We start from the raw sequence: 26,086 nt of genomic DNA, 5'->3' as shown, positions 1-26,086 counted from the left end.
ACTACATGGCGCGATGCGTTCGGCGCATGCACTGAGACTCGCGCCGAACTGGCCGCGAGCCCAGGTATCCAGCACCGCACGCCAAACCAGGCGAGTCGCGCTTTGCCTGAACAAACAGCGCCGCGCTCAAACAACAATACTTTTCTCAGGCGAACAGCGCGGTGTACTCGTCCGCGGAAAAACCGAGCGACTTGACGCGCCCGTTGACCACCAGCACCGGCCGCTTGATCACCGACGGCTTGTGAATCATCAACGCGATCGCGCCCGGTTGCGTGTCCGCGGCCGCTTTCATGTCGTCGGACAGCGCGCGCCATGTGGTGCCGCGCCGGTTCAGCAACGCGTCGAGCTTCACGTCTTTGAGCCAGTCCTGCACGAGCGGTTCGGTCACGCCGTGTTTCTTGAAGTCGTGGAACTCGAACTCGACGCCGTGCTCTTCCAGCCACACGCGGGCCTTCTTCACGGTGTCGCAGTTCGGGATGCCGTAGACGACGGTTTTGGTGCCGCGCGCCATCAGTCGCCTCGCAGCAGCTCGTTCAGGCCGACCTTCGCGCGCGTCTTGGCGTCGACCTTCTTGACGATCACGGCGCAGTAGAGGCTATGCGTGCCGTCTTTCGACGGCAGATTGCCCGCCACCACCACCGAGCCCGCCGGAATGCGGCCGTACGTCACTTCGCCGGTTTCGCGGTCGTAAATCTTGGTGCTCTGGCCGAGGTACACGCCCATCGAGATCACCGAGTTTTCTTCGACGATCACGCCTTCCACCACTTCCGAACGCGCGCCGATAAAGCAGTTGTCTTCGATGATGACCGGGTTCGCCTGCAGCGGCTCCAGCACGCCGCCGATGCCGACGCCACCCGACAGGTGCACGTTCTTGCCGATCTGCGCGCACGAACCGACGGTGGCCCACGTGTCGACCATCGAGCCTTCGTCCACGTAAGCGCCGATGTTGGTGTACGACGGCATCAGCACGACGTTCTTCGCGATGAACGAGCCGCGGCGCGCGATGGCGGGCGGCACCACGCGGAAGCCGCCGGCGGCGAAGTCTTCAGCGGTGTAGTTGGCGAACTTCGAGGGCACCTTGTCGTAGAACTGGCTGTAACCGCCAGCCGGCATCGGCGCGTTGTCTTCCAGGCGGAACGACAGCAGCACGGCTTTCTTCAGCCACTGATTGACGACCCAGTCGCCATCCTTCTTTTCCGCGACGCGGAGCAGGCCCTTGTCCAGTTGCTCGATGGCGTGGGCGACGGCTTCGCGCACGTCGGCCGGAGCGGCTTTCGGCGACAGTTCGGCGCGATTTTCCCAGGCGGTGTCAATGATCTGCTGAAGTTGTTGCGACATATGCGTGCTTTATCGAAGAGTTGAAATCGGAAGAAGGGATGCGGTGCGCGGGGTTGCGATCGACGAAAACTCAACCCGCCAGCGCGCGGCAAAAATCGATGATTCGCTGCGCGCCCTGCGTGCATTCGTCGACGCCGGCGACGAGCGCCATACGCACGAAATTGCGGCCGGGGTTCACGCCGTGCGCAGTGCGCGCGAGAAACGAGCCCGGCAGAACCGTCACATTATAGTCGGCGTAGAGGCGCTGGGCGAACTCGGTGTCCGTGAGGCCCGTGCGCGAGACGTTCGCCCACAGGTAGAACGCGGCGTCCGGCAGGCGCACGTCGAGCACCTCGGCGAGCATCGGCGTGACGGTGGAAAACTTCTGCACGTACTTCGCGCGGTTCTCGCGCACGTGCGTCTCGTCGCTCCAGGCCACGATGCTGGCACTCTGGAACACCGTCGACAAGGCCGCGCCGTGGTATGTCCGGTATAGCAGGAAGTCCTTGAGAATCGCCGCGTCGCCCGCGACGAAGCCCGAGCGCATGCCCGGCACGTTCGAGCGCTTGGACAGGCTCGACAGCATGACGAGCCGCTCGAAACCGCGGCCGAGCCTGTGCGCCGCTTCCAGGCCGCCGAGCGGCGGGTTGGCTTCGTCGAAATAGATTTCGGAGTAGCACTCGTCCGAGGCGATCACGAAGCCGTAGCGGTCCGACAGCGCGAACAGTTCGCACCAGTCGTCGAGTGTGAGCACCGCGCCGGTCGGATTGCCCGGTGAGCAGACATAGAGCAGTTGCGTGCGCGCCCAGATGTCCGCCGGCACCGCAGAGTAGTCGCAGGCGAAGTTGCGCGCCGGGTCGCTATTCACGAAGTACGGCTGCGCGCCGGCCAGGATCGCCGCGCCCTCGTAGATTTGGTAGAACGGGTTCGGACAGAGTACGATCGCAGGCTCGCCGTCAGCATTCTTTTTCGGGTCGAGCACGGTCTGGGCTAGCGCGAACAACGCCTCGCGCGAACCCGACACCGGCAGCACCTGAGTGGCCGGATCGACCGGCGGCAGGTTGTAGCGCCGCGTGACCCAATTCGCGATCGACTCGCGCAGCGCCGGCGACCCGATCGTGGCCGGATACGACGACAACCCGCCGAGCGAGGCCACCACGGCGTCACGGATCAAGGCGGGCGTGGGATGTTTCGGCTCGCCGATGCCGAAGCTGATATGCGCGAGGCCGGCGCTCGGCGTGACGTCCGCGAAAAGCGCGCGCAGCTTTTCGAACGGGTAGGGCTGAAGGGAGTCGAGGAGCGGATTCACTGGGCGGATCGAGCCTGATCGAAGATGGGCGAGAGACGGATGCGGAAAAGGATGCAGCGAAAAGCGGGGCACGCGCCGGCGGCGGTAAAACGCGCAAAACACGCTGAACGGCCGGCAGCAGCGGCGAGCGGATGATTATAGCGTGGCGAGCCTGGCATGGCGGGCAGACGGTGGAGTGGCGGTTTGCGGGTAAGCATGGCACGGCGGCGTCGCGCAGGCGATCCTCGGCTGGGCGGTGAAGGCAAGGTTAAGAGTTGAGCAGATGAAGGGCATCGCGCCGCCAAGCGACGGCGCAACCCGCCAGGCGGCGCAGGCAATGCGCTGCAGCGGGAACGACGCGAGCCGCCGACGGTTCGCGCAAGAAAGAAGCAGGAGCAGCAATGTACGCAGCAGTCTTGGAGACATCCGGACACAACAGGCGCAGGAGCGCCGCGGTCCACGGCGTGAACGCCAGCGGCGCCCTTGCCAGAAACGCCACGGTTCTCGGCCGGAACGCCACCAGCACCTTGGCGAGAAACGCTGCGGTCCTTGGCCGGAACGTCACTAGCGCCTTAGAGGGACACGCTGCGGTCCTCGGTCGCAACGCCTCCAGCGCCTGTGCGATAAACGCCGCGGCCCTCAACCTGAACGCCCCCAGCACCTTGGCCAGAAACGCCGCAGTTCCCGGCCGAAGCTTCCTTAGCGCCCACGCAACAAGCATCGCGGTCCGCGACAGACACACCCCGAACACCTCCGCAAGGAGCCCCGCACCATGACCAACTGGCTTCGCAATGGTTGGCCGACGCTCGCGATCATGCTCGGGGCGTCGGTATGGGGGATGATCTGGTACCCCTTGCGCATGCTGAACGCGCTTGGCGTGACCGGCACGGCGGCCAGCGCGCTGACGAGCGGCGCCGGCTGCCTGTTCGTGCTGCTGGTGCGCTATCGCGCGCTCAAGACCGTGCGCTGGCACTGGCTGCTGCCCGCTCTTGCGCTGGCAGCGGGCATCACCAATCTCGGCTTTGTGTGGGGCTCGATTCACGGCCAGGTGATGCGCGTGCTGCTGCTGTTCTATCTCACCCCCGCGTGGACCGCGCTTTTCGCGCACTTCATCCTGCATGAACGCTTGACCTGGGCCGGTGCGGCACTCGCCGCGCTCTCGCTGGCCGGTGCGATGACCATGCTGTGGTCGCCGCAACTGGGCATTCCGGTGCCCGGCAATCTCGCCGAATGGGCGGGCCTCGCGGGCGGCATGGGCTTCGCCATGAGCAACGTGCTGATTCTCAAGACGAGCCGCGTGCTGCCGGACATGAAGCCGGAAATGCGCACCGCGACGATCTTCGGCGGCGCGGCGCTGTTCAGCGCCTGCGCTTCCCTGTTCGAGGCGATGCCCGCGCCGCCCACCGGCGCGCATCTCGGCACGGCCGTCTGGCTGGTGCTCGGCCTCGGCTTTCTGCTGGCGTCGAACAATATGCTGGTGCAGTACGGGCTCGCGCGCGTGCCGGCCAATCGCGCATCGATCATCATGCTGTTCGAGATCGTGGTCACGGCGCTGTCCGCGTGGCTGTTCGCCGGCGAGACGCCCGGTCCGCGCGAATGGGCGGGCGGCGTGTGCATCGTGCTGGCTTCGGCGCTGTCCAGCTGGGTGCATCGGACCAAGGCCATGCCGCCCGATCCGGCCATTCAGGAGGCCAGTCTCGCCGACCAGCGCGATACCGGACTCGACGACCGTAAGGACGGCAAAAACCGCCCACGCGCGATGGTATGATTGCCCCTCATTAGCCGGCGCATGCCTCACCGCATGAAGCCGGCATCCGAGGCGCGAGGGTTCGCGGGCCGTGTCGCTCTGTCGGCGAACGGCTGGCGCGGCCTTCACGAGCCACCTATTTTTTCCCTTTTCAAACAGCGAAATCGCCGTGCGTCTGACCTCGATCAAACTCGCTGGCTTCAAGTCATTCGTCGATCCCACGCATTTCCAGGTTCCGGGCCAGCTAGTCGGCGTGGTGGGACCAAACGGGTGCGGCAAGTCCAACATCATCGACGCCGTGCGCTGGGTGCTCGGCGAATCGCGCGCCTCCGAGCTGCGCGGCGAGTCGATGCAGGACGTGATCTTCAATGGCTCGACCGCGCGCAAGCCCGGCAGCCGCGCCAGCGTCGAACTGGTGTTCGACAACGCCGACGGCCGTGCCGCCGGCCAGTGGGGACAGTATGCCGAAATCGCCGTGAAGCGCGTGCTCACGCGCGACGGCACCTCGAGCTACTACATCAACAATTTGCCGGCGCGCCGTCGCGACATTCAGGACATCTTCCTCGGCACCGGTCTCGGGCCGCGCGCGTACGCGATCATCGGGCAGGGCATGATCGCGCGCCTGATCGAGGCGAAGCCGGAAGAGCTGCGCGTGTTTCTCGAAGAAGCCGCCGGCGTGTCGAAGTACAAGGAACGCCGCCGCGAAACTGAGAACCGTCTGCACGACACGCGGGAAAATCTGACGCGGGTCGAAGATATCGTTCGGGAACTCAGTTCGAATCTGGAGAAACTGGAAGCGCAGGCCGTGGTCGCCACGCGTTACAAGGAACTGCAGACCGATGGGGAGGAGAAGCAGCGCCTCCTGTGGCTGTTGCGCAAGAACGAAGCCGGCAGCGAGCAGGAACGCCAGAAACGCGCGATCGAACAGGCCCAGATCGATCTCGAAGCGCACACCGCCAGGCTGCGCGAAGTCGAAGCGCAACTCGAAACGCTGCGCGTCGCGCACTACTCCGCCAGCGACGCGATGCAAGGCGCGCAAGGCGCGCTCTACGAGGCGAATTCGGAAGTCAGCCGGCTCGAAGCAGAGATCAAATTCATCGTCGAATCGCGCAATCGCGTGCAGGCGCAGATCGCCGCGCTGAACGCGCAGCGTGAGCAGTGGCAATCGCAGGCGCAAAAAGCTCAGGACGATCTCGCAGACGCCGAGGAACAACTGGCCGTCGCCGAAGAAAAAGCCGCGCTCGCCGAAGACGAAGCGGCCGCCAAGCACGACGCGATGCCCGCGCTCGAAGCGCGCTGGCGGGACGCGCAAACGGAGTTGAACGCCGAGCGCGGCGGTATCGCGCAGACCGAACAGGCGCTCAAGCTCGAAGCCGCGCATCAGCGCAATGCCGATCAGCAATTGCAGCAATTGCAGGCGCGTCATGAGCGCCTGAAGTCGGAAGCGGGCGGTCTCGACGCCCCCGACGAAGCGCAGCTCGAAGACCTGCGCATGCAGCTCGCCGAGCATGAGGAAATCCTGCACGACGCGCAAACGCGTTTGTCCGACGCGCAGGAAACGCTGCCGCGTCTCGACGGCGAACGCCGCACCGCGCAGGAACGCGTGCAGGCGGAAAGCGCCCAGATTCATCAGCTCGACGCGCGCCTGGCCGCCCTCAAGCAACTGCAGGAAAACGTCCAGACCGAAGGCAAGATCCAGCCGTGGCTCGAAAAGCACGAGTTGGGCAGCCTGCCGCGTCTGTGGAAAAAGCTGCATGTCGAAGCCGGTTGGGAAGCCGCGCTCGAGGCCGTGCTGCGCGAGCGGCTCGCCGCGCTGGAAGTGTCGAACCTCGACTGGGTCAAGGCCTTCGCCACCGACGCGCCGCCCGCCAAGCTCGCGTTCTATGCGCCGCCCGTCGCCGGTCAGCCCGCCGCCACGCCGCCCGCATTGCGGCCGCTGCTGTCGCTGGTGCGGATCGACGACGCGGGCATCCGCGCGGTGCTGAACGACTGGCTCGGCCTCTCGTTCGTCGCCGACGATCTGCAGCAGGCGCTCGCCATGCGCTCGCAGTTGCCGGAAGGCGGCTCGTTCGTCGTCAAGGCGGGGCACGTGGTGACGCGCGTCGGCGTGCAACTGTACGCCGCCGATTCCGAGCAGGCCGGCATGCTGGCCCGTCAGCAGGAAATCGAAAATCTGGCCCGCCAGGTTCGCGCGCAAGCCTTGCTCGCCGACGAAGCGAAGGCCGCCGCGATTCGCGCCGAAGCCGCTCACACGCAAGCTACCCAGGTGCTGACCGATGCGCGTCAGCAGGCCGAGCGCGCTACGCAGCGCGTGCACGCGCTGCAGATGGACGTGCTCAAGCTCACGCAGGCGCACGAGCGTTACACCCAGCGCAGCACGCAGATTCGCGAGGAACTCGCGGAGATCACCGCGCAGATCGAAGAGCAGCGCGCCATGCGCGCGGAGTCGGAAGCGAACTTCGAGCGTCACGATGGGGAACTCGCCGAATTGCAGGCGCGTTTCGAAGATCATCAACTGGCCTTCGAGGCGCTCGACGAACAACTCACCGCCGCTCGCGGCGAGGCCCGCGATCTCGACCGCGCCGCCACCGACGCGCGCTTTGCCGCGCGCAACATGGCCAACCGCATCGACGAACTGAAGCGCAGTATTCAAGTCGCTCACGAGCAGAGCGAGCGTGTCGCGGCGTCGCTGGAAGATGCGCGCGCCGAACTGGAAACCATCAACGAGCAGACCGCGCACACTGGCTTGCAGGACGCGCTCGATATTCGCGCCGTCAAGGAAGAAGCGCTGCACGCCGCGCGCCTCGAACTGGACGATCTCACCGCCAAGCTGCGTGCCGCCGACGAAACACGTCTGACCGCCGAGCGCGCGCTGCAGCCGCTGCGCGACCGCATCAACGAATTGCAATTGAAGGAACAGGCGGCGCGCCTGAACGGCGAGCAGTTCATCGAACAACTCGCTGCGGCCGGTGTCGACGAGGCGCAATTGCAGGCCAAGCTTACGCCGGACATGAAGCCGTCGTATCTGCAAGGCGAAGTCACGCGCATCAACAACGCCATCACCGCGCTCGGTCCGGTCAACATGGCCGCGCTCGACGAACTGAAGGCGGCGACCGAGCGCAAGACGTTCCTCGACGCGCAATCCACCGACCTGAACAGCGCGATCGAAACGCTCGAAGACGCCATCCGCAAGATCGACGCCGAAACGCGCACGCTCCTGCAAGGCACCTTCGACCAGGTGAACCACCATTTCGGCGAACTGTTCCCGCGTTTGTTCGGCGGCGGGCAGGCGAAGCTGATCATGACCGGGGACGAAATTCTCGACGCCGGCGTGCAGGTGATGGCGCAGCCGCCGGGCAAGAAGAATTCGACGATTCACCTGCTGTCGGGCGGCGAAAAAGCGCTGACGGCGACCGCGCTGGTGTTCGCGATGTTCCAGTTGAATCCCGCGCCGTTCTGTCTGCTGGACGAAGTGGACGCGCCGCTCGACGACGCCAACACGGAACGTTTCGCGAACCTCGTGCGGGCGATGTCGGACAAAACCCAGTTCCTGTTCATCTCGCACAACAAGATCGCGATGGAAATGGCGCAGCAGTTGATCGGCGTGACCATGCAGGAGCAGGGCGTGTCGCGGATCGTCGCCGTCGACATGGAATCGGCCGCTGGTTTCGCCCAGAATATCGTTTGAGTTTGATTTGAATTGAGCCTCGCGGGTGTCCGCGTTCAGCGCAGCGGCCGGTGGTCGCGCGACACGTGGAGCGGGCGCAGAGCCGCGCAGATAAAAGAATTGCTGATGGAGCATGCATGGACGAGTTGACACTCGGTTTGATCGGCGCGGGTGCCGTGGTGGTCGGGGGCGTGGTCGTGTACAACGCGTGGCAGAGCGCGAAGGTGCGCCGCAAGATGCCGCGGCCGATGCCGGCCGACACCGCCGAGAATCTCGCGCGGGACGATCAGGAGGAACAGAGCCCGTTCATCGAACCGGCCCGGCCGACCACGCGCCGTGAGCCGGTAGTGGGCGCCGAAGCCGCGGAGCAAACCACGGCGGCGCGCGTCGAGCCAACGTTCGGCGGCCAGGCGGCCGGCACGGCGCCGCTCGACACGGCGGCCGATATTCAGGCCGAGACGACCACGCCGAACGGCTATCCGGAAGCCGAGGGCGTGGCCGAAGCCGAACGCGACGCGAGCGCCGAGACCGCGCAAGCCCGCCAGTCCGGAGAACCCGTCGAACCGATTCTGCCCGCCGCTACGACGATCTCGTCGGCGCCGCCGGCTATCGTCGATCGGCGCATCGACTGCATCGTGCCGATCCGTTTGAACGGTCCGGTCGCGGGCGACAAGGTGATTCCGCTCGCACAGCGTCTGCGCCGCGCGGGCAGCAAGCCGGTGCATATCGAGGGCAAGCTCGAAGGCGGCGCGTGGGAGCTGCTGCAAAACGGCGCGCGTTACGAAGAACTGCGCGCGGCCGCGCAACTGGCCAATCGCAGCGGCGCTCTCAACGAACTGGAGTTTTCCGAGTTCGTGACCGGCGTGCAGCAGTTCGCCGACGCGCTGGATGCGGCGCCGGAATTCCCGGACATGCTCGAAACGGTCGCGATGGCGCGCGAGCTCGACGGCTTTGCCGCGCAATGCGACGCGCAGTTGTCGATCAACGTGCTCTCCGACGGCGCGCCGTGGTCGGCCAACTACGTGCAGGCGGTCGCGTCGCAAGACGGCTTGCTGCTCTCGCGCGACGGCACGCGTTTCGTCAAGCTCGACTCGAAGCAAAGCCCGGTGTTCATGCTGCAATTCGGCGACACCAACTTTTTGCGCGACGACCTCACCTACAAGGGCGGCCAGATGATCACGCTGGTGCTCGACGTGCCGGTGGCCGACGAAGACATTCTGCCGTTCCGTCTGATGTGCGACTACGCGAAATCGTTGGCCGAGCGCATCGGTGGGCGGGTGGTTGACGACGGCCGCCGTCCGTTGCCGGAAACCGCGCTGCTCGCCATCGAAAAGCAGTTGATGACCCTTTACGCGAAGCTCGAACAGGCGGGCATTCCGGCAGGCTCGCCAGCCACGCGGCGATTGTTCAGCCAGTAAATTTTCTACGTTTTATCGTTGTCTCCGGCGGCCGCACGATGTGCGGCCGTTGTCGTTTCAGCCGTGGCTTCGTGCCTGGCTTCCAACCCGACGCGCAACGCGCCTAAACTGGCCATTCGGCCGATGTAAAGGGGCACGCTTCCTGCGATAATCCAATGTCTGAACTTCACTGAAGAAACCTTCCGACAGCATGGCCCGAACCTCCGCCTCACATCCCGCAACCATCGCCCCGGCAGACCGTGCCGCGTGGCTGCGCGCGGAACTCGAACGCGCCAACTACGCGTACTACGTGCTCGACCAGCCGGACCTGCCCGACGCGGAATACGACAAGCTGTTCAAGGAGCTGGAGAGCATCGAGGCGGAGCATCCGGACCTGATCGTGCCGGATTCGCCCACCCAGCGCGTGGGCGGCGAGGCGGCGAGCGGCTTCGAGCCGGTCGTGCACGACCAGCCCATGTTGTCGCTGAACAACGGTTTCGCCGACGAAGACATCGTCGCGTTCGACAAGCGCGTCGGCGACGCGCTCGGTAAGAACGCGAGCGAGCCGCCGGTGCCGGTCGACTACGCGGCCGAGCTGAAATTCGACGGCCTCGCCATCTCGCTGCGTTACGTCGACGGCGCGTTTGTGCAAGCCTCCACGCGCGGCGACGGCACGACCGGCGAGAACGTCACCGAAAACGTCCGCACGATTCGCTCCATTCCGCTCAAGCTCAAGGGCAAACGCGTGCCGCACGTGCTCGACGTGCGCGGCGAAGTGCTGATGTTCAAGCGCGATTTCGAGCGCCTGAACGAACGTCAACGGGCTGCGGAACAGAAGGAATTCGCGAATCCGCGCAACGCAGCGGCGGGCAGTTTGCGGCAGCTCGATTCGAAGATCACCGCGCAGCGGCCGCTGTCGTTTTTCGCTTATGGCATTGGCGTGCTAGAAGGCATGGAGATGCCGGCCACGCACAGCGAACTGCTCGACTGGTACAAGGAACTCGGCTTGCCGGTGAATGGCGAGCGGGCAGTGGTGCAGGGCGCCGAGGGCTTGCTGGGCTTTTTCCACGGCGTCGGCGAGAAGCGCGAGAAGCTGCCGTACGACATCGACGGCGTGGTCTACAAGGTCAACCGGCGCGATGAGCAGGATGCGCTCGGCTTCGTGTCGCGCGCGCCGCGCTTCGCGTTGGCGCACAAATTCCCCGCGCAGGAGGCGCTGACCAAACTCGTCGCGATCGACGTGCAAGTCGGCCGGACCGGCGCGATTACGCCGGTAGCGCGGCTGGAGCCGGTGTTCGTCGGCGGCGCGACGGTCACGAATGCCACGTTGCACAACGAAGACGAAGTGCGCCGCAAGGATATCCGCATCGGCGACACGGTGATCGTTCGGCGCGCCGGCGACGTGATTCCCGAAGTCGTGAGCGCGCTGCTCGACCGGCGTCCCTCCGACGCCCGCGAATTCGTGATGCCCACGCAGTGTCCGGTGTGCGGTTCGAGCATCGAGCGCCTGCCGGACGAGGCGATCGCGCGCTGTACTGGCGGCCTGTTCTGTCCCGCGCAGCGCAAGCAGGCGCTCTGGCATTTCGCACAGCGGCGCGCGCTGGATATCGATGGCCTCGGTGAAAAGATTATCGACCAGCTGGTCGAGCAGAACCTCGTGCGCACGCCGGCCGATCTATTCAACGTCGGTTTTGCCACGCTTGCCGAACTTGACCGCTTTGCCGAGAAGTCCGCGCAAAATCTGCTCGACTCGCTCGAAAAGGCCAAGCACACCACGTTGGCGCGCTTCATCTACGCGCTCGGCATCCGGCATGTGGGCGAATCCACGGCGAAAGATCTCGCCAAGCACTTCGGCTCGCTCGATCCGATCATGGACGCCTCGGTCGAAGCCTTGCTGGAGGTCAACGACGTAGGGCCGGTGGTCGCGGAATCGATCCATCAGTTCTTCGCCGAGGAGCACAACCGCACGGTGATCGAGCAGTTGCGCGCGCCGGGCAAAGTCACGTGGCCCGAAGGCCCGCCCGCGCCGAAGGCGCCGCAAGGCGTGCTGGCCGGCAAGACGGTCGTACTGACCGGCACCTTGCCGAGCCTTGCCCGCGAAGAGGCGAAGGAAATGCTGGAAGCGGCCGGCGCGAAAGTGGCCGGCTCCGTGTCGAAGAAAACGGACTATGTGGTGGCGGGCGCCGACGCGGGCAGCAAGTTGGCGAAGGCTGAGGAACTCGGCGTTCCCGTACTCGACGAAGATGGTATGCGTAAGCTCCTGGAGGGGCAGTTATGATCCGCGAAATTCTCAAGATGGGCGATCCGCGCCTTTTGCGCATTGCCGATCCGGTCGATCACTTCGACACGCCCGAGCTGCATGAGCTCGTCAAAGACATGTTTGAGACCATGCACGATGCGAACGGCGCGGGCCTTGCCGCGCCGCAGATCGGCGTGAATCTGCAGGTGGTGATCTTCGGCTTCGGGCACAACGAGCGCTATCCGGACGCGCCGCCGGTGCCGGAAACGGTACTGATCAACCCGACCATCACGCCGGTCTCGCTGGATATGGAAGAGGGCTGGGAGGGCTGTCTGTCGGTGCCGGGCCTGCGCGGCGCGGTGAGCCGCTTTTCGATGATCAAGTATCACGGCTTCGATCAATACGGCAAACCGATCGACCGTGTCGCCGAGGGCTTTCACGCGCGCGTCGTGCAGCACGAGTGCGATCACCTGATCGGCAAGCTGTATCCGATGCGGATCAACGACTTCGCGAAGTTCGGCTTCACGGAAGTGCTGTTTCCGGATATGGATCCGAATAGCGACGATTGAGGCGGCTTGTGCTGCTTCGTGCACTGCGGCGCTGGCATCTTCGGCTTGGCGCAGCGCAGGGATAAAAAAACCCACGCGGAATGCGTGGGTTTTTTGTTCGAAGCGTCGGTCAGCCCCAAGCGGGTTCAGAACGACTCGTCCGGCGACAGATAACGCCATTGGCCCGGCGGCAGCGCGCCCAGCATCACACGGCCCATGCGCACGCGCTTCAGGCCGATCACTTCGAGGCCGACCAGCTCGCACATGCGGCGAATCTGGCGCTTCTTGCCTTCGCGCAGCACGAAACGCAACTGCTCGCCGTTCTGCCAGTTCACTTGCGCGGGCTTCAGCGGCACGTCGTCGAGCGACAGGCCGTGGCATAGCAGCTCGAGACTTTCGGGCGGGAAGTGGCTTTCGACGTCGGTGGTGTGCTCGCCAAATGCCACGCGCACCAGATACTCCTTGTCGATCTCGGAATGACCGCCGATCAGTTGCTTGGCGATCCGGCCGTCTTGCGTCAGCACCAGCAGGCCCGTGGAATCGATGTCCAGGCGGCCGGCCGGCGCGAGCTGGCGCAAATGCGCGACGGAGAAGCGGATGTCCGAGTGATCGCCTTCCCAGCGATTCTCCGGCGTGACCAGCGTGATGGCCGGTTGATAACCGTCTTCCGCCTGACCTGAGACCAGGCCCACCGGCTTGTGAATCAGCACTGTCACCTGGCTCATCTGCGCGGCCTCGGCGGCAGGGTCGATTTCGATGCGCTGGTCCGGACGGACTTTGGTGCCGAGCGTGTCGATGCGCTCGCCGTCCACCAGCACCCAGCCTTTTTCGATCCACTCGTCGGCTTCGCGGCGTGAGCACATGCCGAGTTCGGACATCAGCTTGGACAGGCGCAGCATGCCTGGCGCGTCTTCGTAGTCGCGACGCGGGATGCGCGGAGCGGCGTCGATTTCGCTGTCGCGCTCGGCTCGGGCCGCGCCACGCGGCTTGTCGGCGCGCGCGGGACGGTCGTCGCCGAAGCGGCGGCCGGCGGCCGGCAGCGTCTTGTCGAAGCTGCGGGCCGGGCGCTCGCCACGCTCGGTGCGTTCATTGCGTTCAGCGCTGCGCGCCGGACGGTCGCCGAATTCGCGTTTGGCCGGGGCGCGTTCGCCACGCTCATCGCGCGGAGCACGTGCCGGGCGGTCCGCGCGGTCGCTGAAGCCGGCTTTGACGGGCTTGGCGAAGCTGCGTTCGCCGCGTTCGGATGAACCGCGCTCGCCTTCGAAACGGCGCGGCGCGCTATCGCTGCGCGGCCCGCGTTCGCCGCCGCGGCGGTCTTGCGGAGCGCCACGGTCGCTGCTGAAACGCGGACGGTCGGATGCGTCGCGTTCACGGCGTTCCGGCCGCTCGCCACGCGGAGCGCCTTCCGACGGACGGCCGGCGCCTGGACGCGTTCCACTGAACGGACGGCGTTCGCCGTCGTCGCGGCGCGGGGCGCGTTCGCCGAAGCTGCGCGGCGCGCGTTCGCTGCGATCCGTGCTGCCTTCGAAGCGACGCGGCGCGCGTTCGGCCCGATCGCCTGCGGCTTCAAAACGGCGTGGGGCCCGTTCACCGCGATCGCCTGCACCTTCGAAACGGCGCGGCGCGCTGCCGGTGCGGTCGCCGCCACCTTCAAACCGGCGCGGCGCGCTGCCGGTGCGGTCACCGCCACCTTCAAACCGGCGCGGCGCACTAACGGTGCGGTCACCACCACCTTCAAACCGGCGCGGAGCGCCTTGGCCGCGCTCGCCATCCGCCCTGCGCGGCGCACGTTCGCTACGGTCCGCGCCACCTTCAAATCGGCGCGGCGCGCGTTCCGAATCGTCCCGGCGCGGTGCGCGGTCGCCGCCACCTTCAAACCGGCGTGGAGCCCGTTCACTGTCAGCACTGCGCGGCGCGCGTTCGCTACGATCGCCGCCGCCTTCGAACCGACGCGGCGCACCGCCCGCGCCCTCGCGACGCGGCGGTCGATCCGACGCCGCGCGCGGTGCGCCACCAGCGTTCCGCTCGCGCGAAAACGACCCTTCAGTCCTTGCGGGACGCGCGCCGGCACCGGCCGGCTTGCCAGCACCGGCCGGCCGCTTGCCGCCGCCGGCCGCGCCGGCGCGTTCATCCCGCGCCCCGCCAGGAGCCGGCGTCGCCGGCCTGGGTCCCGCCGGGCGCGTCGGCTTACGCGCCGACGTGCTACCGGTACGGACAGGGGCGCGTTCGGACGAAGCCGGCCGCGGGTGCTTGGCTGTTAATTTGACTCGCATGAAATCTCACACTGCGATCGCGCGCAGCAGTTCGGTCTCGACCTGAATTTGCAGGCGGTTGTCCGACAGACCGTGTCCATCCAGCAGGAAGACGTCTTCGACGCGTTCGCCGAGCGTATTGATCCGCGCCGAAGCGACGCCGACCCGATGCTCGGCCAGCACACGCGCGATCGAATAAAGAAGGCCTGGCCGGTCGTTCGCCGACACGGACAGGATGTAATATTGGCCGCGCTCGTCGGCCCGAAGATCGACGCGCGGGGTCACAGGGAAGGTCCGCGACAGCCGCGACAAACGGCCTTTCGACGGTCCCGGAAGCAGGGTGCCGTCACCGGTGAGGCGGGCGGTCAGTTCCTGTTCGACCAGATTGGCGATATCGCGATAATGCACGTCTTCTTCGGTATGCGCGACGAGGAAATTATCGAGCGCGTACCCGTGGCGGGTCGTGCTGACCCGCGCATCGAGCACCGACAGGCCGTTGCGGTCGAAATACGCGCAAATGCCGGCGAACAGATCGGGCTGGTCCTTGACGTACACCAGCACCTGAAGCGCCTCGCCGATCGGCGACGGACGGGCCCGCACGATCGGCGTCGGCGTTTCCACGTGGCGGTACAGCACACGTGTTTGCCACGCGATATCCGCCGCGTCGTGACGCAGGAAATAGCCGATGTCGAGTTTGTCCCACAGCGCCTTTTGCGCGCCTTCCGGCACAGTTTCGAGGCGCAGCAGCGCGAGCGCTTCTTCCTGACGCGACTTCAGCTCCGAATGCGCATCCGGCCGCGCGCCGCCGAGCACGGCGAGCGTGGCGCGGTACAGGTCTTCCAGCAGCTTGCCTTTCCACGTGTTCCAGACTTTCGGGCTGGTGCCGCGAATGTCGGCCACGGTCAGCAGATAGAGCGCCGTGAGGCGTCGCTCGGTGCCGACCAGTTCGGCGAACCGCTTGATGACTTCCGGGTCGCTCGTGTCCTGCTTTTGCGCGACCTGGCTCATGGTCAGATGTTGCTGAACCAGCCACACCACCAGTTCGCCGTCCTCGCCCTCGATGCCGTGATTGCGGCAGAAGCGCCGCGCGTCGGCCATGCCGAGCGTGGAATGGTCGCCGCCGCGGCCTTTGGCGATGTCGTGAAACAGCGCCGCGACGTACAGCACCCACGGCCGGTCGAAGTTGGCGATCAACTGGCTGCAGAACGGATATTCGTGCGCGTGTTCGGCCACGGCGAAGCGTCGCAGATTGCGCAGCACCATCAGAATGTGCTGGTCGACGGTGTAGACGTGATAAAGGTCGTGCTGCATCTGTCCGACGATGCGCCGGAAGTTCAGCAGGTAACGCCCCAGCACGCTCGTCTGGTTCATGAGACGCAGCGCGTGGGTGATGCCGGCCGGCTGCTTCAGGATGGCCATGAAGAGACGTCCGTTTTCCGGATCGCGCCGCCAGTGCTGGTCCATCACGTCGCGGGCGTTGTAGATCGCGCGCAGCGTGCGCGCCGACAGCCCCTTCACGCCGGGCGTCTGCTCGTACAGCAGGAAGGCCTCGAGGATGGCGTTCGGCTCGCGCTGGAACACGTCGTCGCTGGCGATTTCCAGCATGCCCTGCTTTTCCACGAAGCGGTCCGACAGCACACGCGTAATGCCGCTCGTGCTGGGGAAGAGCTGCGCTTCGATGTTCTGGATCAGGATCGTGGCGAGCTGCGTGACCGCCTTGGCGGACCAGTAATAGCGACGCATGAGCTGTTCGCTCGCGCGCTTGGTCGCGGTCGGCTTGTAGCCGAAGCTCTCGGCCACCGCCGTTTGCAGATCGAACACCATGATGTCCTGACGACGCCCGGCAATTACATGCAGCCGGGCGCGCAACGCCTTCAGGAAACTCTCGTTGCGGCGCAGCTCGCGCGCCTCGCGCTCGGTGATCAGGCCGCGTGCTTCGAGTTCACGCCAGCTGCTGCCGAAACCGGCCGCCTGGGTGATCCACAGGATGAGTTGCAGATCGCGCAGGCCGCCGGGACTTTCCTTGATATTCGGTTCGAGCGAATAGGGCGTGTCCTGGAACTTGGCGTGGCGCTGGCGCATTTCCAGGACTTTGGCCTGGAAGAAGGCTTTCGGGTCGAGCGCTTCGCGGTAACGCTTCGCGAAGTCGTCGAACAGCTCGGCGCTGCCGGTAATGCGCCGTGCCTCGAGCAGCGAGGTGCGCACCGTGACGTCGTTGGCGGCTTCTTCGAGACATTGCGACACGCTGCGCACGCTGCTGCCGAGCTCCAGCCCCAAATCCCAGGCGAGGCTGATAAAGCGTTCGATGCGCGCTTCGAGATGCTCGATCGGCGCGTCGGGCAGCAGAACCAGAATGTCGATGTCGGAATGCGGCGCCAGTTCGCCGCGTCCGTAACCGCCCACGGCCACTAGCGCCAGCTCGGGCGGCAGTTCGCAGGTGTTCCAGGCCGCGCGCAGGGAGTCGTCGGTGGCGCGCGCCAACGAGGCCATCAACGCGTCGACGTTGGTGGCCGTCCTGAAGCGTTCCAGCAGTTGGGCTTTGGCCACTTTGTACTCCGCCTTGAGCGACGTGGCAGGGGATTGGGCGACGGCTGGAACACTACTCATTGGCAGGGAGGCGCAGAGGTGGGAAGTCGGTCAGGCTGTAGCCGCAACGATCGGCGGGCGCGCGGGCGTGCCGGCGGACACGGTCAGCACGTCGTAGCCGGTTTCGGTGACGAGGACGGTATGTTCCCACTGCGCCGACAGGCTCCGGTCTTTGGTCTTGACGGTCCACTGGTCCGGCATGGTGCGAATGTCGCGGCGGCCGGCGTTGATCATCGGTTCGATCGTGAAGATCATGCCGGTTTGCAGTTCGAGCCCGGTGCCGGGACGGCCATAGTGCAGGATTTGCGGGTCTTCGTGGAATACCGTGCCGATGCCGTGACCGCAGTATTCGCGCACCACGCTGTAGCCCTGGCCTTCCGCGTGTTTCTGGATCGCGTAGCCGATGTCGCCGAGATGCGCGCCCGGGCGCACCTGGTCGATGCCGAGCCACATGCATTCGAAGGTGGTCTGCACGAGCCGCTTCGCCATGATCGAGCCTTCGCCGACAATGAACATGCGGCTGGTGTCGCCGAAATAGCCTTCCTTGATGACGGTGACGTCGATATTGAGCGCGTCGCCGTTCTTCAGCGTCTTGTCGCCGGGAATGCCGTGGCAGATCACGTCGTTGACGGAAATGCAGGTGGCCTTCGGGTAGGGCGGGTAGCCGGGCGGCTGATAGTTCAGCGGCGCCGGCACCGTGCCCTGTTCTTTCAGCATGTATTCGTGACACAGACGGTCGAGTTCGCCGGTCGTGATGCCGGCGGTGACGAACGGAGTAATGTAGTCGAGCACTTCGCTTGCCAGTTTGCAGGCGACGCGCATCTGCGCGATATCGTGTTCGTTTTTGAGCGTAATAGCCATGAGTCGGGCCTGAAATGCGATTTATTGCAGGATTATCGCACCATATTCCCGCCACCGCAGGCTTTTGCGACCGGGCTGGCGGCTTTCACTGAGTCGCGTGCGGGCTTGTTCAAGGCGGCCGGTGTTCCCGAGGGTGCAACCCACCGGCCATAAACAGGACTACCGGGCAGGTTGAGTCGTGCAATAGTCGCGTGCTATAATCTTTGGCTAAGTCGATCTCTGTCTTGCATTATTTGTCCGTGCGGGCAAAAAGGCGGCAGAAATGGCTTCTCATGGCGTCGGTTGCCTGCGCTATGAGGTAATGCGGAAAGCGCAGAAGCGAAAGCGGAAGCATAAGGGCAACGAAAGGCAACACAAAGCAGCAGACTCGCAAGCCGGCGCACCCAGGGTGTCCGTCGCGTTAAGCCAGAGAGATGGCAGCGCGGCCGATACGGCAGCCGGCTTAAGACCCAACCCTCGCGGAGATTTTCATGGCAGTTACCATGCGTCAAATGCTGGAAGCCGGTGTCCACTTTGGTCACCAAACGCGCTTCTGGAACCCGAAGATGGCCCCCTTCATTTTCGGTCATCGCAACAAGATTCACATTATCAACCTCGAAAAGACGCTGCCGATGTACAACGACGCGCTGAAGTACGCGCGTCAACTGGCAGCCAATCGCGGCACGATTCTGTTCGTCGGCACGAAGCGTCAATCGCGCGACACGATCGCTGAAGAAGCACAACGCGCTGGCATGCCGTTCGTCAACGCGCGCTGGCTCGGCGGCATGCTGACCAACTTCAAGACGCTGAAGGTCTCGATCAAGCGCCTGAAGGACATGGAAGCAGCGCTGGAAGCAGGCGAAACCGAACGCATGAGCAAGAAGGAAGCGCTTCTGTTCGAACGCGAAATGGCCAAGCTGGTCAAGTCGATCGGCGGCGTGAAAGATATGGGCGGCATTCCGGACGCGATTTTCGTGGTCGACGTCGGCTACCACAAGATTGCCGTGACCGAAGCGAACAAGCTCGGCATTCCGGTTATCGCCGTGGTCGACACGAACCACTCGCCGGAAGGCATCGACTACGTGATCCCGGGTAACGACGACGCTTCGAAGGCTGTCGCTCTGTACACGGCTGGCGTGGCTGACGCGATCGTCGAAGGCCGTGCGAACGCGGTCAACGAAGTGGTGCAAGCTGCACGTGGTGGCGACGGCGACGAGTTCGTCGAGGTCAACTCGGAAGCGTAAAGCTGCCCCGTGTCCGGCAAAAAAGGGGGCTTTCTACAGGCCCCCTTTTTTTAAGCCGCGACATTGTAGTGGGGCGCTGCCGGCAGTGTCCGAAGTAGCGCTCGAGGCTTCTCCGTAAAAAATACGCGGAATGCTGAAACGAATTCTTGCCGCCGGCATCGAAGTCCGGGCGGCGTGTGACAGACGGAACTCAAGGAGCAAATGATGGCGGCAATTACCGCAAGCATGGTTGCAGAACTGCGCGCAAAGACCGACGCGCCGATGATGGAATGCAAGAAGGCACTGACGGAAGCCGACGGCGACATGGCGCGCGCTGAAGAGCTGCTGCGCGTGAAGCTGGGCAACAAGGCCAGCAAGGCAGCGTCGCGCGTGACGGCTGAAGGCGTGGTCGCCTCGTTCATCGGCGGCAACGCGGGTTCGCTGGTCGAGCTGAACTGCGAAACCGACTTCGTTTCGAAGAACGACGACTTCCTGGGCTTCTCGAAGAAGGTCGCCGAACTGGTCGCTACGCAAAATCCGGCTGACGTCGCAGCGCTGGCGGCACTGCCGCTGGACGGCTCGACGGTCGACGCAGTGCGTCTGGCACTGGTCGGCAAGATCGGTGAAAACCTGTCGATCCGCCGTTTCGTGCGCTTCGAAACGTCGAACAAGCTGGCAGCGTACCTGCATGGCACGCGTATCGGCGTGCTGGTCGAGTACACCGGCGCGGACGAGCAGGTCGGCAAGGACGTGGCAATGCACATCGCCGCGATGAAGCCGGTTTCGCTGTCGTCGGACGACGTGCCGGCGGATCTGATCGCCAAGGAACGCAGCATTGCTGAACAGAAGGCTGCCGAATCGGGCAAGCCGGCTGAAATCGTCGCCAAGATGGTCGACGGCAGCGTGCAGAAGTACCTGAAGGAAGTGTCGCTGCTGAACCAGACGTTCGTTAAGAACGACAAGCAGACGATCGAACAGATGCTCAAGGCTGGCAATTCGAGCGTGCAGAAGTTCGCGCTGTTCGTGGTCGGCGAAGGCATCGAGAAGAAGCAGGACGACTTCGCAGCTGAAGTGGCCGCGCAAGTCGCTGCTGCAAAGCAACAATAAGTATCACGTAAGCTTCACTGCAATATCGTTGGACCCGCGGCGGAGCAAGACTTTGCCGCGGTCGGCAGCGTCGCAAGGCTGCGCGCGGGTTGACCCTCGTGACGCACGCCGCCAGCGAACTTCAGGGTTCGTCAATTTGGCGACGCTTGCCCGAATCAGCATTTCACCCCTACATTAGTCCCTTGTTGTTGCCCTGTTCTGCGCGATCTGGATACCTCTATGCCCACTGCCTATAAACGCGTCCTGCTCAAACTCTCCGGTGAAGCTCTGATGGGCGACGATGCCTTTGGCATCAATCGCGCGACCATCGAACGAATGGTGGCGGACGTGGCCGAAGTGGTCCGTCTCGGAACGCAGTTGGCCGTGGTGATCGGCGGCGGCAATATTTTCCGCGGTGTCGCGGGCGGTGCGGCGGGTATGGATCGCGCCACGGCCGACTACATGGGCATGCTGGCCACCATGATGAACGCGCTGGCGCTGCAGGATGCCATGCGCCACGCTGGCATCGAGGCGCGCGTGCAATCGGCGCTGCGCATGGATCAGGTGGTCGAACCGTACATCCGGCCCCGCGCGATTCGCCAGCTCGAAGAAGGCAAAGTCGTGATTTTCGCGGCCGGCACCGGCAACCCGTTCTTCACGACCGACACGGCCGCCGCCCTGCGCGGATCGGAAATCGGCGCGGAAGTCGTGCTGAAAGCAACCAAGGTAGACGGCGTTTATTCCGCCGACCCGAAGAAAGACCCGAGCGCGACGCGTTACACCACGATCAGCTTCGACGAGGCGATCGGCCGCAATCTGCAGGTGATGGACGCCACGGCATTCGCGCTGTGCCGCGACCAGAAACTGCCGATCCGCGTGTTTTCGATCGTCAAACCGGGCGCGCTCAAGCGCATCGTACAAGGTGATGACGAGGGTACCCTCGTCCACGTGTAAACTCTCGTTCACATAACGTGGGCTTTAGCGCGAGCCCGGGCCGCCGCATCTTGCGCGCGCTGGCCGGCTCGCACCGTTTTGAAGGTTCGGAGGTTTAAAAATGTCTGTGGCTGATATCAGGAAGGGCGCTGAACAAAAGATGCAGCGCTCCATCGACGCGTTCAAGAACGACCTGTCGAAGATCCGCACGGGCCGTGCCCACACGGGCCTGCTCGATCACATCCAGTGCGATTACTACGGTTCGCCGGTGCCGATTTCGCAAGTCGCGAATCTGACGCTGATCGACGCGCGCACGATCGGCGTGCAGCCGTGGGAAAAGAAGATGGTGCAGGTCGTCGAAAAGGCGATCCGCGAATCGGACCTGGGTCTGAACCCGGCCACGCAAGGCGACGTGATCCGCGTGCCGATGCCCGCGCTGACCGAAGAACGCCGCCGCGAACTGACCAAGGTGGTCAAGAGCGAAGCGGAAACGGCCAAGGTAGCGGTGCGCAACCTGCGTCGTGACGCCAACGAGCAACTGAAGAAGCTCGTGAAAGATAAAGAAATTTCGGAAGACGACGAGCGTCGTGCCGGTGACGACGTTCAGAAGCTGACGGACAAGTTCGTCGCCGAAATCGACAAGCTCGTCGTGACGAAAGAAGCCGAGATCATGACGGTCTGAGGCCGGCCGGCTCAGCTGCTCACGTTCTCCACTTCTTTTATTTGCAGTCACTGTCCCGACGGCCATGACCTATACCAGCTCAACCGTGCGCGTGCCTGATGTCGCCGCGGTGCCGCGACATATCGCGATCATCATGGACGGCAACGGCCGTTGGGCCACCCAGCGGCGCTTGCCGCGCGTGGCGGGCCATACGCGCGGCGTCGACGCGGTGCGCGCGGCCGTCGAGGCGTGCGCCCGTCAGGGTGTCGAATATCTGACGCTGTTCGCCTTCAGCTCGGAAAACTGGCGCCGTCCGAACGAGGAAGTCTCGTTCCTGATGCGCCTGTTCGTGACGGCGCTGGAGCGCGAGATCGGCAAGCTGCATGCGAACGGCATCCGCTTGCGCGTGGTGGGCGATCTGGCCCGCTTCGATACGCGTATCCGCGACCTGATCAAGCGCGCGGAGACCAAGACCGCGCGCAATACCCGCCTCACGCTCACGATCGCCGCGAACTACGGCGGCCGCTGGGACATCATGCAGGCCACCCGCAAGCTCGCCGAACAGTCGGCGCTGGCGGGCAAGGCGGTCGAGGTGACCGAAGACTCGTTCGCCGAACACCTCTCCATGGCTTATGCGCCGGAGCCTGACCTCTTCATTCGCACCGGCGGTGAGCGCCGCGTCAGCAACTTCCTGCTGTGGCAGCTCGCCTACACCGAGTTCTACTTCACCGACACGTTCTGGCCGGATTTCGACGCCGACGCGCTCGGCCACGCCATCGCTTCGTACGCGGAGCGCGAACGCCGCTTCGGCCGCACCAGTGCTCAACTCGAGCCGCAATCGCAAAACGTCGATTCGCTTCCATGCTAAAAACCCGTGTCATCACGGCGATCATCCTGCTGGCAGTGTTCCTGCCGGTCACGTTGTTCGCGCCGGTGGGCGCGTTCGGCGCGCTGATCGCTTTTGTCGTCGTGTTCGCCGCGTGGGAGTGGGCGCGCCTGCTCAAGCTGGGCGGCGCGGGCCCGGTCATTTACGCGCTGATCGCCGCAGTGGCGCTGGTGGCCAGCACGCGTCTCGGTACCGGCATCGAACAAGCCAGACCGCTCTTTGAAGCGGCCGCTATTTTCTGGGTGATCGCCGGTCCGTTCGTGCTGCTGCGCAAGCCGACGCTCGCGCAGGGCGTCTGGCGTCCCTTCCTGTTTCTTGCCGGCATTGTGGTATTCGTCGCGTGCTGGCATGCTCTCGTCGCCGCGCGCATGCAGGGCGTGCCGTTCGTGCTGTCGCTGCTGCTATTGGTATGGCTGGCCGATATCGGCGCATACTTCTCCGGAAAAGCGTTCGGAAAACACAAGCTGGCGCCTGCCATCAGTCCGGGTAAGACTTGGGAGGGCGCGATCGGCGGCTGGCTGGTGGTGATGATCGTCGCGGCGGCGGCGGTGTTTTTGCATGCGTTCGAGCCGACCCTGTATTCTGCGCTGCTGGCGCATTGGGGCGCCGTGCGCACGCTGCTCGCGCTGACCTTGCTGGTGGCATTCAGCGTGGTGGGCGACCTGTTCGAATCGATGATGAAACGCCAGGCCGGTGTGAAAGATTCAAGCGGCCTGTTGCCGGGGCACGGCGGCGTGCTCGACCGCATCGATGCCTTGTTGCCGGTGCTGCCGCTTGCCATGCTGCTGCTCGGCTAGAGAAAGAGATATGCAAAAACGTCTGACATTGCTCGGTTCCACGGGCTCGATTGGAGACAGCACGCTCGACGTCGTCGCGCGTCATCCCGAGCGTTTTTCGGTTTATGCGCTCACCGCGCATCGCAACGGCGACAAGCTCGTCGAGCAATGCCTGCGCTTTCAGCCTGAAGTCGCGGTGGTCGGCGACGCCGACACGGCCGCGAGCGTCGCCGCGAAACTGCGCGAGGCGGGTTGCAAGACCGAGATCACGTATGGACCGCAGGCGCTCGTCGACGTGTCGAAGAGCGACGGCTGCGATACGGTGGTAGCGGCGATCGTCGGTGCGGCCGGCCTTGCGCCGAGCCTTGCCGCCGCGCGCGCCGGCAAGCGCATCCTGCTCGCCAACAAGGAAGCGCTGGTCATGTCCGGCGCGATCTTCATGGACGCGGTGCGCGACAACGGCGCCGTGCTGCTGCCGGTCGACAGCGAACACAACGCGATTTTTCAATGCCTGCCGCGCGAAGCCGCGCTGCACGGCGGCGTCTCCAAGATCATTCTGACGGCGTCGGGCGGCCCGTTCCGCACGCGCGAACCGGCCACGCTCGTCGACGTCACGCCGGACGAAGCCTGTAAGCATCCGAACTGGGTCATGGGCCGCAAGATTTCGGTCGACTCGGCCACCATGATGAACAAGGGCCTCGAAGTGATCGAGGCGCACTGGCTGTTCGGTCTGCCGGGCGAGCGCATCGAGGTGCTGATTCACCCGCAAAGCGTGATCCATTCGATGGTGTCCTACGCCGACGGCTCGGTGCTCGCCCAACTCGGCAATCCCGATATGCGCACGCCGATCGCGCATGCGCTGGCGTTTCCGGATCGCGTCGATTCGGGCGTGGCGCAACTCGATCTGCTGCAGGTAGCGTCCCTCTCGTTTGAAAAGCCGGATTACACACGCTTTCCGTGTCTCGCCCTGGCAGTGAAGGCGCTGGCCGAGGGTGGCCTGGCAAGCGCGGCACTGAACGCCGCGAACGAGATCGCGGTTGAGGCGTTCCTCGCGCGCCAGATCGGTTTCATGGCGATTGCCCAGGTGGTCGACGCGGTGCTCAACGCGTTGCCGAACCGCAGCGCGCACGCGCTCGAAGACGTGATCGAAGCCGATGCTGCCGCGCGTCGCGCCGCTGCCGAATTCATCGCGCGTCTGCCCGACGGCGCCCGTCGCACGGAACGCGCCGTCCAGTGAGGCGCTCATGAACCTGCTGATCGAACTGCTCGCCTTCGCGGTCGCGATTGGCGTACTCGTGGTCGTCCACGAATATGGGCACTACAGCGTGGCACGCCTGTGCGGCGTCAAGGTGCTGCGCTTTTCGATCGGCTTCGGCAAGCCGCTGTTTCAGTGGGTGAGTCCGAAGACGGGCACCGAATGGACCATTGCCGCGCTGCCGCTCGGCGGCTACGTGAAGATGCTCGACGAGCGCGAAACGGGCGCCGAACCTATTCCCGCCGAAGCATTGCCGCACGCGTTCAACCGGCAGTCCGTGTGGCGCCGTTTTGCGATTGTCGCGGCCGGTCCGGTCGCGAACTTCCTGCTGGCCATCGTGCTGTTTGCACTCGTCTTCGCCACCGGCGTGACGGAGCCGGCGGCGGTGGTCGCGGCGCCCGCGCCGAATACGCCCGCGGCTGTTGCCGGTTTCGACGGCGGTGAAACGATCGTTGCCGTGCGTGCCGAGAACGCCGGCGAATCCGAGCCGGTGCGTTCGTGGTCGGACCTGCGCTGGAAGCTGCTCGGTGCGGCATTCGATCACAAGCGCGTCGTGCTGAGTGCAAAAGATGCACACGGTACCTCGGATTTCCAACTCGATCTGCGCGGCCTCACCGAAAAAGATGTCGACGACGACTTCATGTCGCATCTCGGTTTCGAGCCGGGTGGTGGCAAGCTGACGGTCGCGGGTGTGCAGCCGGGTAGCGCGGCGCAAAAGGCGGGTCTCGCCGCGGGCGATCGTTTGCGTGCCGTCGACGGTGTCCCCACCGATAACGCCACGGCCTTCATCGCTTATGTAAAATCGCACGCCGGCAAAGCGGTGACGCTGCAGGTCGAGCGCGGCGGTAAGGCGGCGGGCAAGCTCGAAGACGTGAACATCGTGCCGCAGGCACAGCGCGATGAAACGACCGGGCAGCAGATCGGCCGCATCGGCGCGGAACTGGCCACGCAGGTGCCGTCGATCGACGTGCGTTACGGACCGATTGAAAGCCTCCAGTTGGGTGCGCGCCGCACGTGGAATCTCGCGGTTTACTCGGTGCGCATGTTCGGCAGGATGATCGTGGGCGAGGCATCGCTGAAAAATCTTTCCGGCCCGGTCACGATCGCCGATTACGCAGGAAAGAGCGCACGTCTAGGTCCTTCTGCATTCCTGTCGTTCCTGGCCCTTGTCAGTATTAGCCTTGGTGTACTGAACCTGTTACCAATTCCGGTATTGGACGGGGGTCATCTGTTATATTATTTGGTTGAAGCTGTGACCGGTAAAGTTGTCTCCGATCGCTGGCAACTCGTTTTTCAGAGGGCGGGTCTCGCCTGCATCGTCGCATTGTCGGCGATCGCGCTGTTCAACGATCTGGCTCGTTTAATCCATTTTTAAAGTGTTCGGC

Annotated in this window: 19 protein-coding genes; 13 read left to right on the top strand and 6 right to left on the bottom strand. The window is 64.6% G+C overall.

Annotated elements, in window-relative coordinates; all coding sequences use genetic code 11:
- Window positions 1-145: 145 nt before the first annotated feature.
- The 3 genes from B0G75_RS28350 to dapC form a co-directional block, all read right to left on the bottom strand.
- Entirely contained in the window at window positions 146-511 is a 366-nt protein-coding gene (locus B0G75_RS28350) for an ArsC family reductase (protein WP_106313381.1), read from the bottom strand.
- Window positions 511-1,338 carry a 2,3,4,5-tetrahydropyridine-2,6-dicarboxylate N-succinyltransferase gene (gene dapD / locus B0G75_RS28345; RefSeq protein WP_012433460.1) on the bottom strand — a complete coding sequence of 276 codons (828 nt, stop codon included), beginning with the start codon at window positions 1,336-1,338 and terminating at the stop codon, window positions 511-513. The genes B0G75_RS28350 and dapD overlap by 1 nt, the downstream gene beginning before the upstream one ends.
- A 70-nt stretch (window positions 1,339-1,408) precedes the next feature.
- The gene (gene dapC / locus B0G75_RS28340) at window positions 1,409-2,626 is read right to left on the bottom strand and encodes a succinyldiaminopimelate transaminase (RefSeq protein ID WP_106313380.1); all 1,218 of its coding nucleotides are present in this window, start codon (window positions 2,624-2,626) and stop codon (window positions 1,409-1,411) included.
- A 751-nt stretch (window positions 2,627-3,377) separates the two neighbouring features.
- Here dapC and B0G75_RS28330 point away from each other — a divergent pair.
- The 5 genes from B0G75_RS28330 (at window position 3,378) to def (ending at window position 12,224) form a co-directional block, all read left to right on the top strand.
- Entirely contained in the window at window positions 3,378-4,373 is a 996-nt protein-coding gene (locus B0G75_RS28330) for a DMT family transporter (protein ID WP_106313378.1), read from the top strand.
- Between the two features lie 148 nt (window positions 4,374-4,521).
- A complete protein-coding gene (smc, locus tag B0G75_RS28325) occupies window positions 4,522-8,040 on the top strand; it encodes a chromosome segregation protein SMC (RefSeq protein ID WP_106313475.1) in 3,519 nt (1,172 codons plus the stop codon).
- Window positions 8,041-8,156: 116 nt separating this feature from the next.
- Window positions 8,157-9,437, top strand: a complete 1,281-nt coding sequence (locus B0G75_RS28320) for a cell division protein ZipA C-terminal FtsZ-binding domain-containing protein (protein ID WP_106313377.1) — start codon at window positions 8,157-8,159, stop codon at window positions 9,435-9,437.
- A 190-nt stretch (window positions 9,438-9,627) separates the two neighbouring features.
- Window positions 9,628-11,694 (top strand): NAD-dependent DNA ligase LigA, encoded by a 2,067-nt coding sequence (ligA, locus tag B0G75_RS28315; protein WP_106313376.1) that lies wholly within the window; start codon window positions 9,628-9,630, stop codon window positions 11,692-11,694.
- The gene (gene def, locus B0G75_RS28310; protein WP_012433453.1) at window positions 11,691-12,224 is read left to right on the top strand and encodes a peptide deformylase; all 534 of its coding nucleotides are present in this window, start codon (window positions 11,691-11,693) and stop codon (window positions 12,222-12,224) included. The genes ligA and def overlap by 4 nt, the downstream gene beginning before the upstream one ends.
- Before the next feature lie 125 nt (window positions 12,225-12,349).
- Here def and B0G75_RS28305 read toward each other — a convergent pair whose 3' ends face one another.
- Genes B0G75_RS28305 through map form a run of 3 tightly spaced genes read right to left on the bottom strand, consistent with a single transcriptional unit; the run spans window position 12,350 to window position 17,902 of the window.
- Complete coding sequence (locus B0G75_RS28305; protein ID WP_106313375.1) at window positions 12,350-14,476, bottom strand: pseudouridine synthase; 2,127 nt, start codon at window positions 14,474-14,476, stop codon at window positions 12,350-12,352.
- Window positions 14,477-14,482: 6 nt separating this feature from the next.
- A complete protein-coding gene (locus B0G75_RS28300) occupies window positions 14,483-17,062 on the bottom strand; it encodes a [protein-PII] uridylyltransferase (protein ID WP_106313374.1) in 2,580 nt (859 codons plus the stop codon).
- Between the two features lie 30 nt (window positions 17,063-17,092).
- Window positions 17,093-17,902, bottom strand: a complete 810-nt coding sequence (gene map, locus B0G75_RS28295; protein WP_106313373.1) for a type I methionyl aminopeptidase — start codon at window positions 17,900-17,902, stop codon at window positions 17,093-17,095.
- 470 nt (window positions 17,903-18,372) lie between these two features.
- On the opposite strand from map, the gene rpsB reads away from it, so the two are divergent.
- The 8 genes from rpsB to rseP all read left to right on the top strand — a co-directional run bounded on the left by rpsB (window position 18,373) and on the right by rseP (window position 26,076).
- Entirely contained in the window at window positions 18,373-19,125 is a 753-nt protein-coding gene (gene rpsB, locus B0G75_RS28290) for a 30S ribosomal protein S2 (protein ID WP_012433448.1), read from the top strand.
- A gap of 204 nt (window positions 19,126-19,329) precedes the next feature.
- A complete protein-coding gene (tsf, locus tag B0G75_RS28285; RefSeq protein WP_106313372.1) occupies window positions 19,330-20,211 on the top strand; it encodes a translation elongation factor Ts in 882 nt (293 codons plus the stop codon).
- Window positions 20,212-20,430: 219 nt separating this feature from the next.
- On the top strand, window positions 20,431-21,144 hold the full coding sequence (gene pyrH / locus B0G75_RS28280; protein ID WP_012433446.1) for a UMP kinase: 714 nt from the start codon (window positions 20,431-20,433) through the stop codon (window positions 21,142-21,144).
- A gap of 100 nt (window positions 21,145-21,244) precedes the next feature.
- A complete protein-coding gene (gene frr / locus B0G75_RS28275; RefSeq protein WP_012433445.1) occupies window positions 21,245-21,805 on the top strand; it encodes a ribosome recycling factor in 561 nt (186 codons plus the stop codon).
- A gap of 64 nt (window positions 21,806-21,869) precedes the next feature.
- Window positions 21,870-22,652 carry a polyprenyl diphosphate synthase gene (gene uppS, locus B0G75_RS28270; protein ID WP_106279635.1) on the top strand — a complete coding sequence of 261 codons (783 nt, stop codon included), beginning with the start codon at window positions 21,870-21,872 and terminating at the stop codon, window positions 22,650-22,652.
- A complete protein-coding gene (locus B0G75_RS28265; protein WP_106313371.1) occupies window positions 22,646-23,467 on the top strand; it encodes a CDP-archaeol synthase in 822 nt (273 codons plus the stop codon). Before uppS ends, B0G75_RS28265 begins: the two co-directional genes overlap by 7 nt.
- Before the next feature lie 10 nt (window positions 23,468-23,477).
- Window positions 23,478-24,683 carry a 1-deoxy-D-xylulose-5-phosphate reductoisomerase gene (locus B0G75_RS28260; RefSeq protein WP_106313370.1) on the top strand — a complete coding sequence of 402 codons (1,206 nt, stop codon included), beginning with the start codon at window positions 23,478-23,480 and terminating at the stop codon, window positions 24,681-24,683.
- Between the two features lie 7 nt (window positions 24,684-24,690).
- Entirely contained in the window at window positions 24,691-26,076 is a 1,386-nt protein-coding gene (gene rseP, locus B0G75_RS28255; protein WP_106313474.1) for an RIP metalloprotease RseP, read from the top strand.
- Window positions 26,077-26,086 lie beyond the last annotated feature (10 nt).

This window comes from Paraburkholderia sp. BL18I3N2, from assembly GCF_003001875.1.
GTDB lineage: Bacteria > Pseudomonadota > Gammaproteobacteria > Burkholderiales > Burkholderiaceae > Paraburkholderia > Paraburkholderia phytofirmans.
This window is presented reverse-complemented; position numbering and strand designations above follow the sequence as displayed.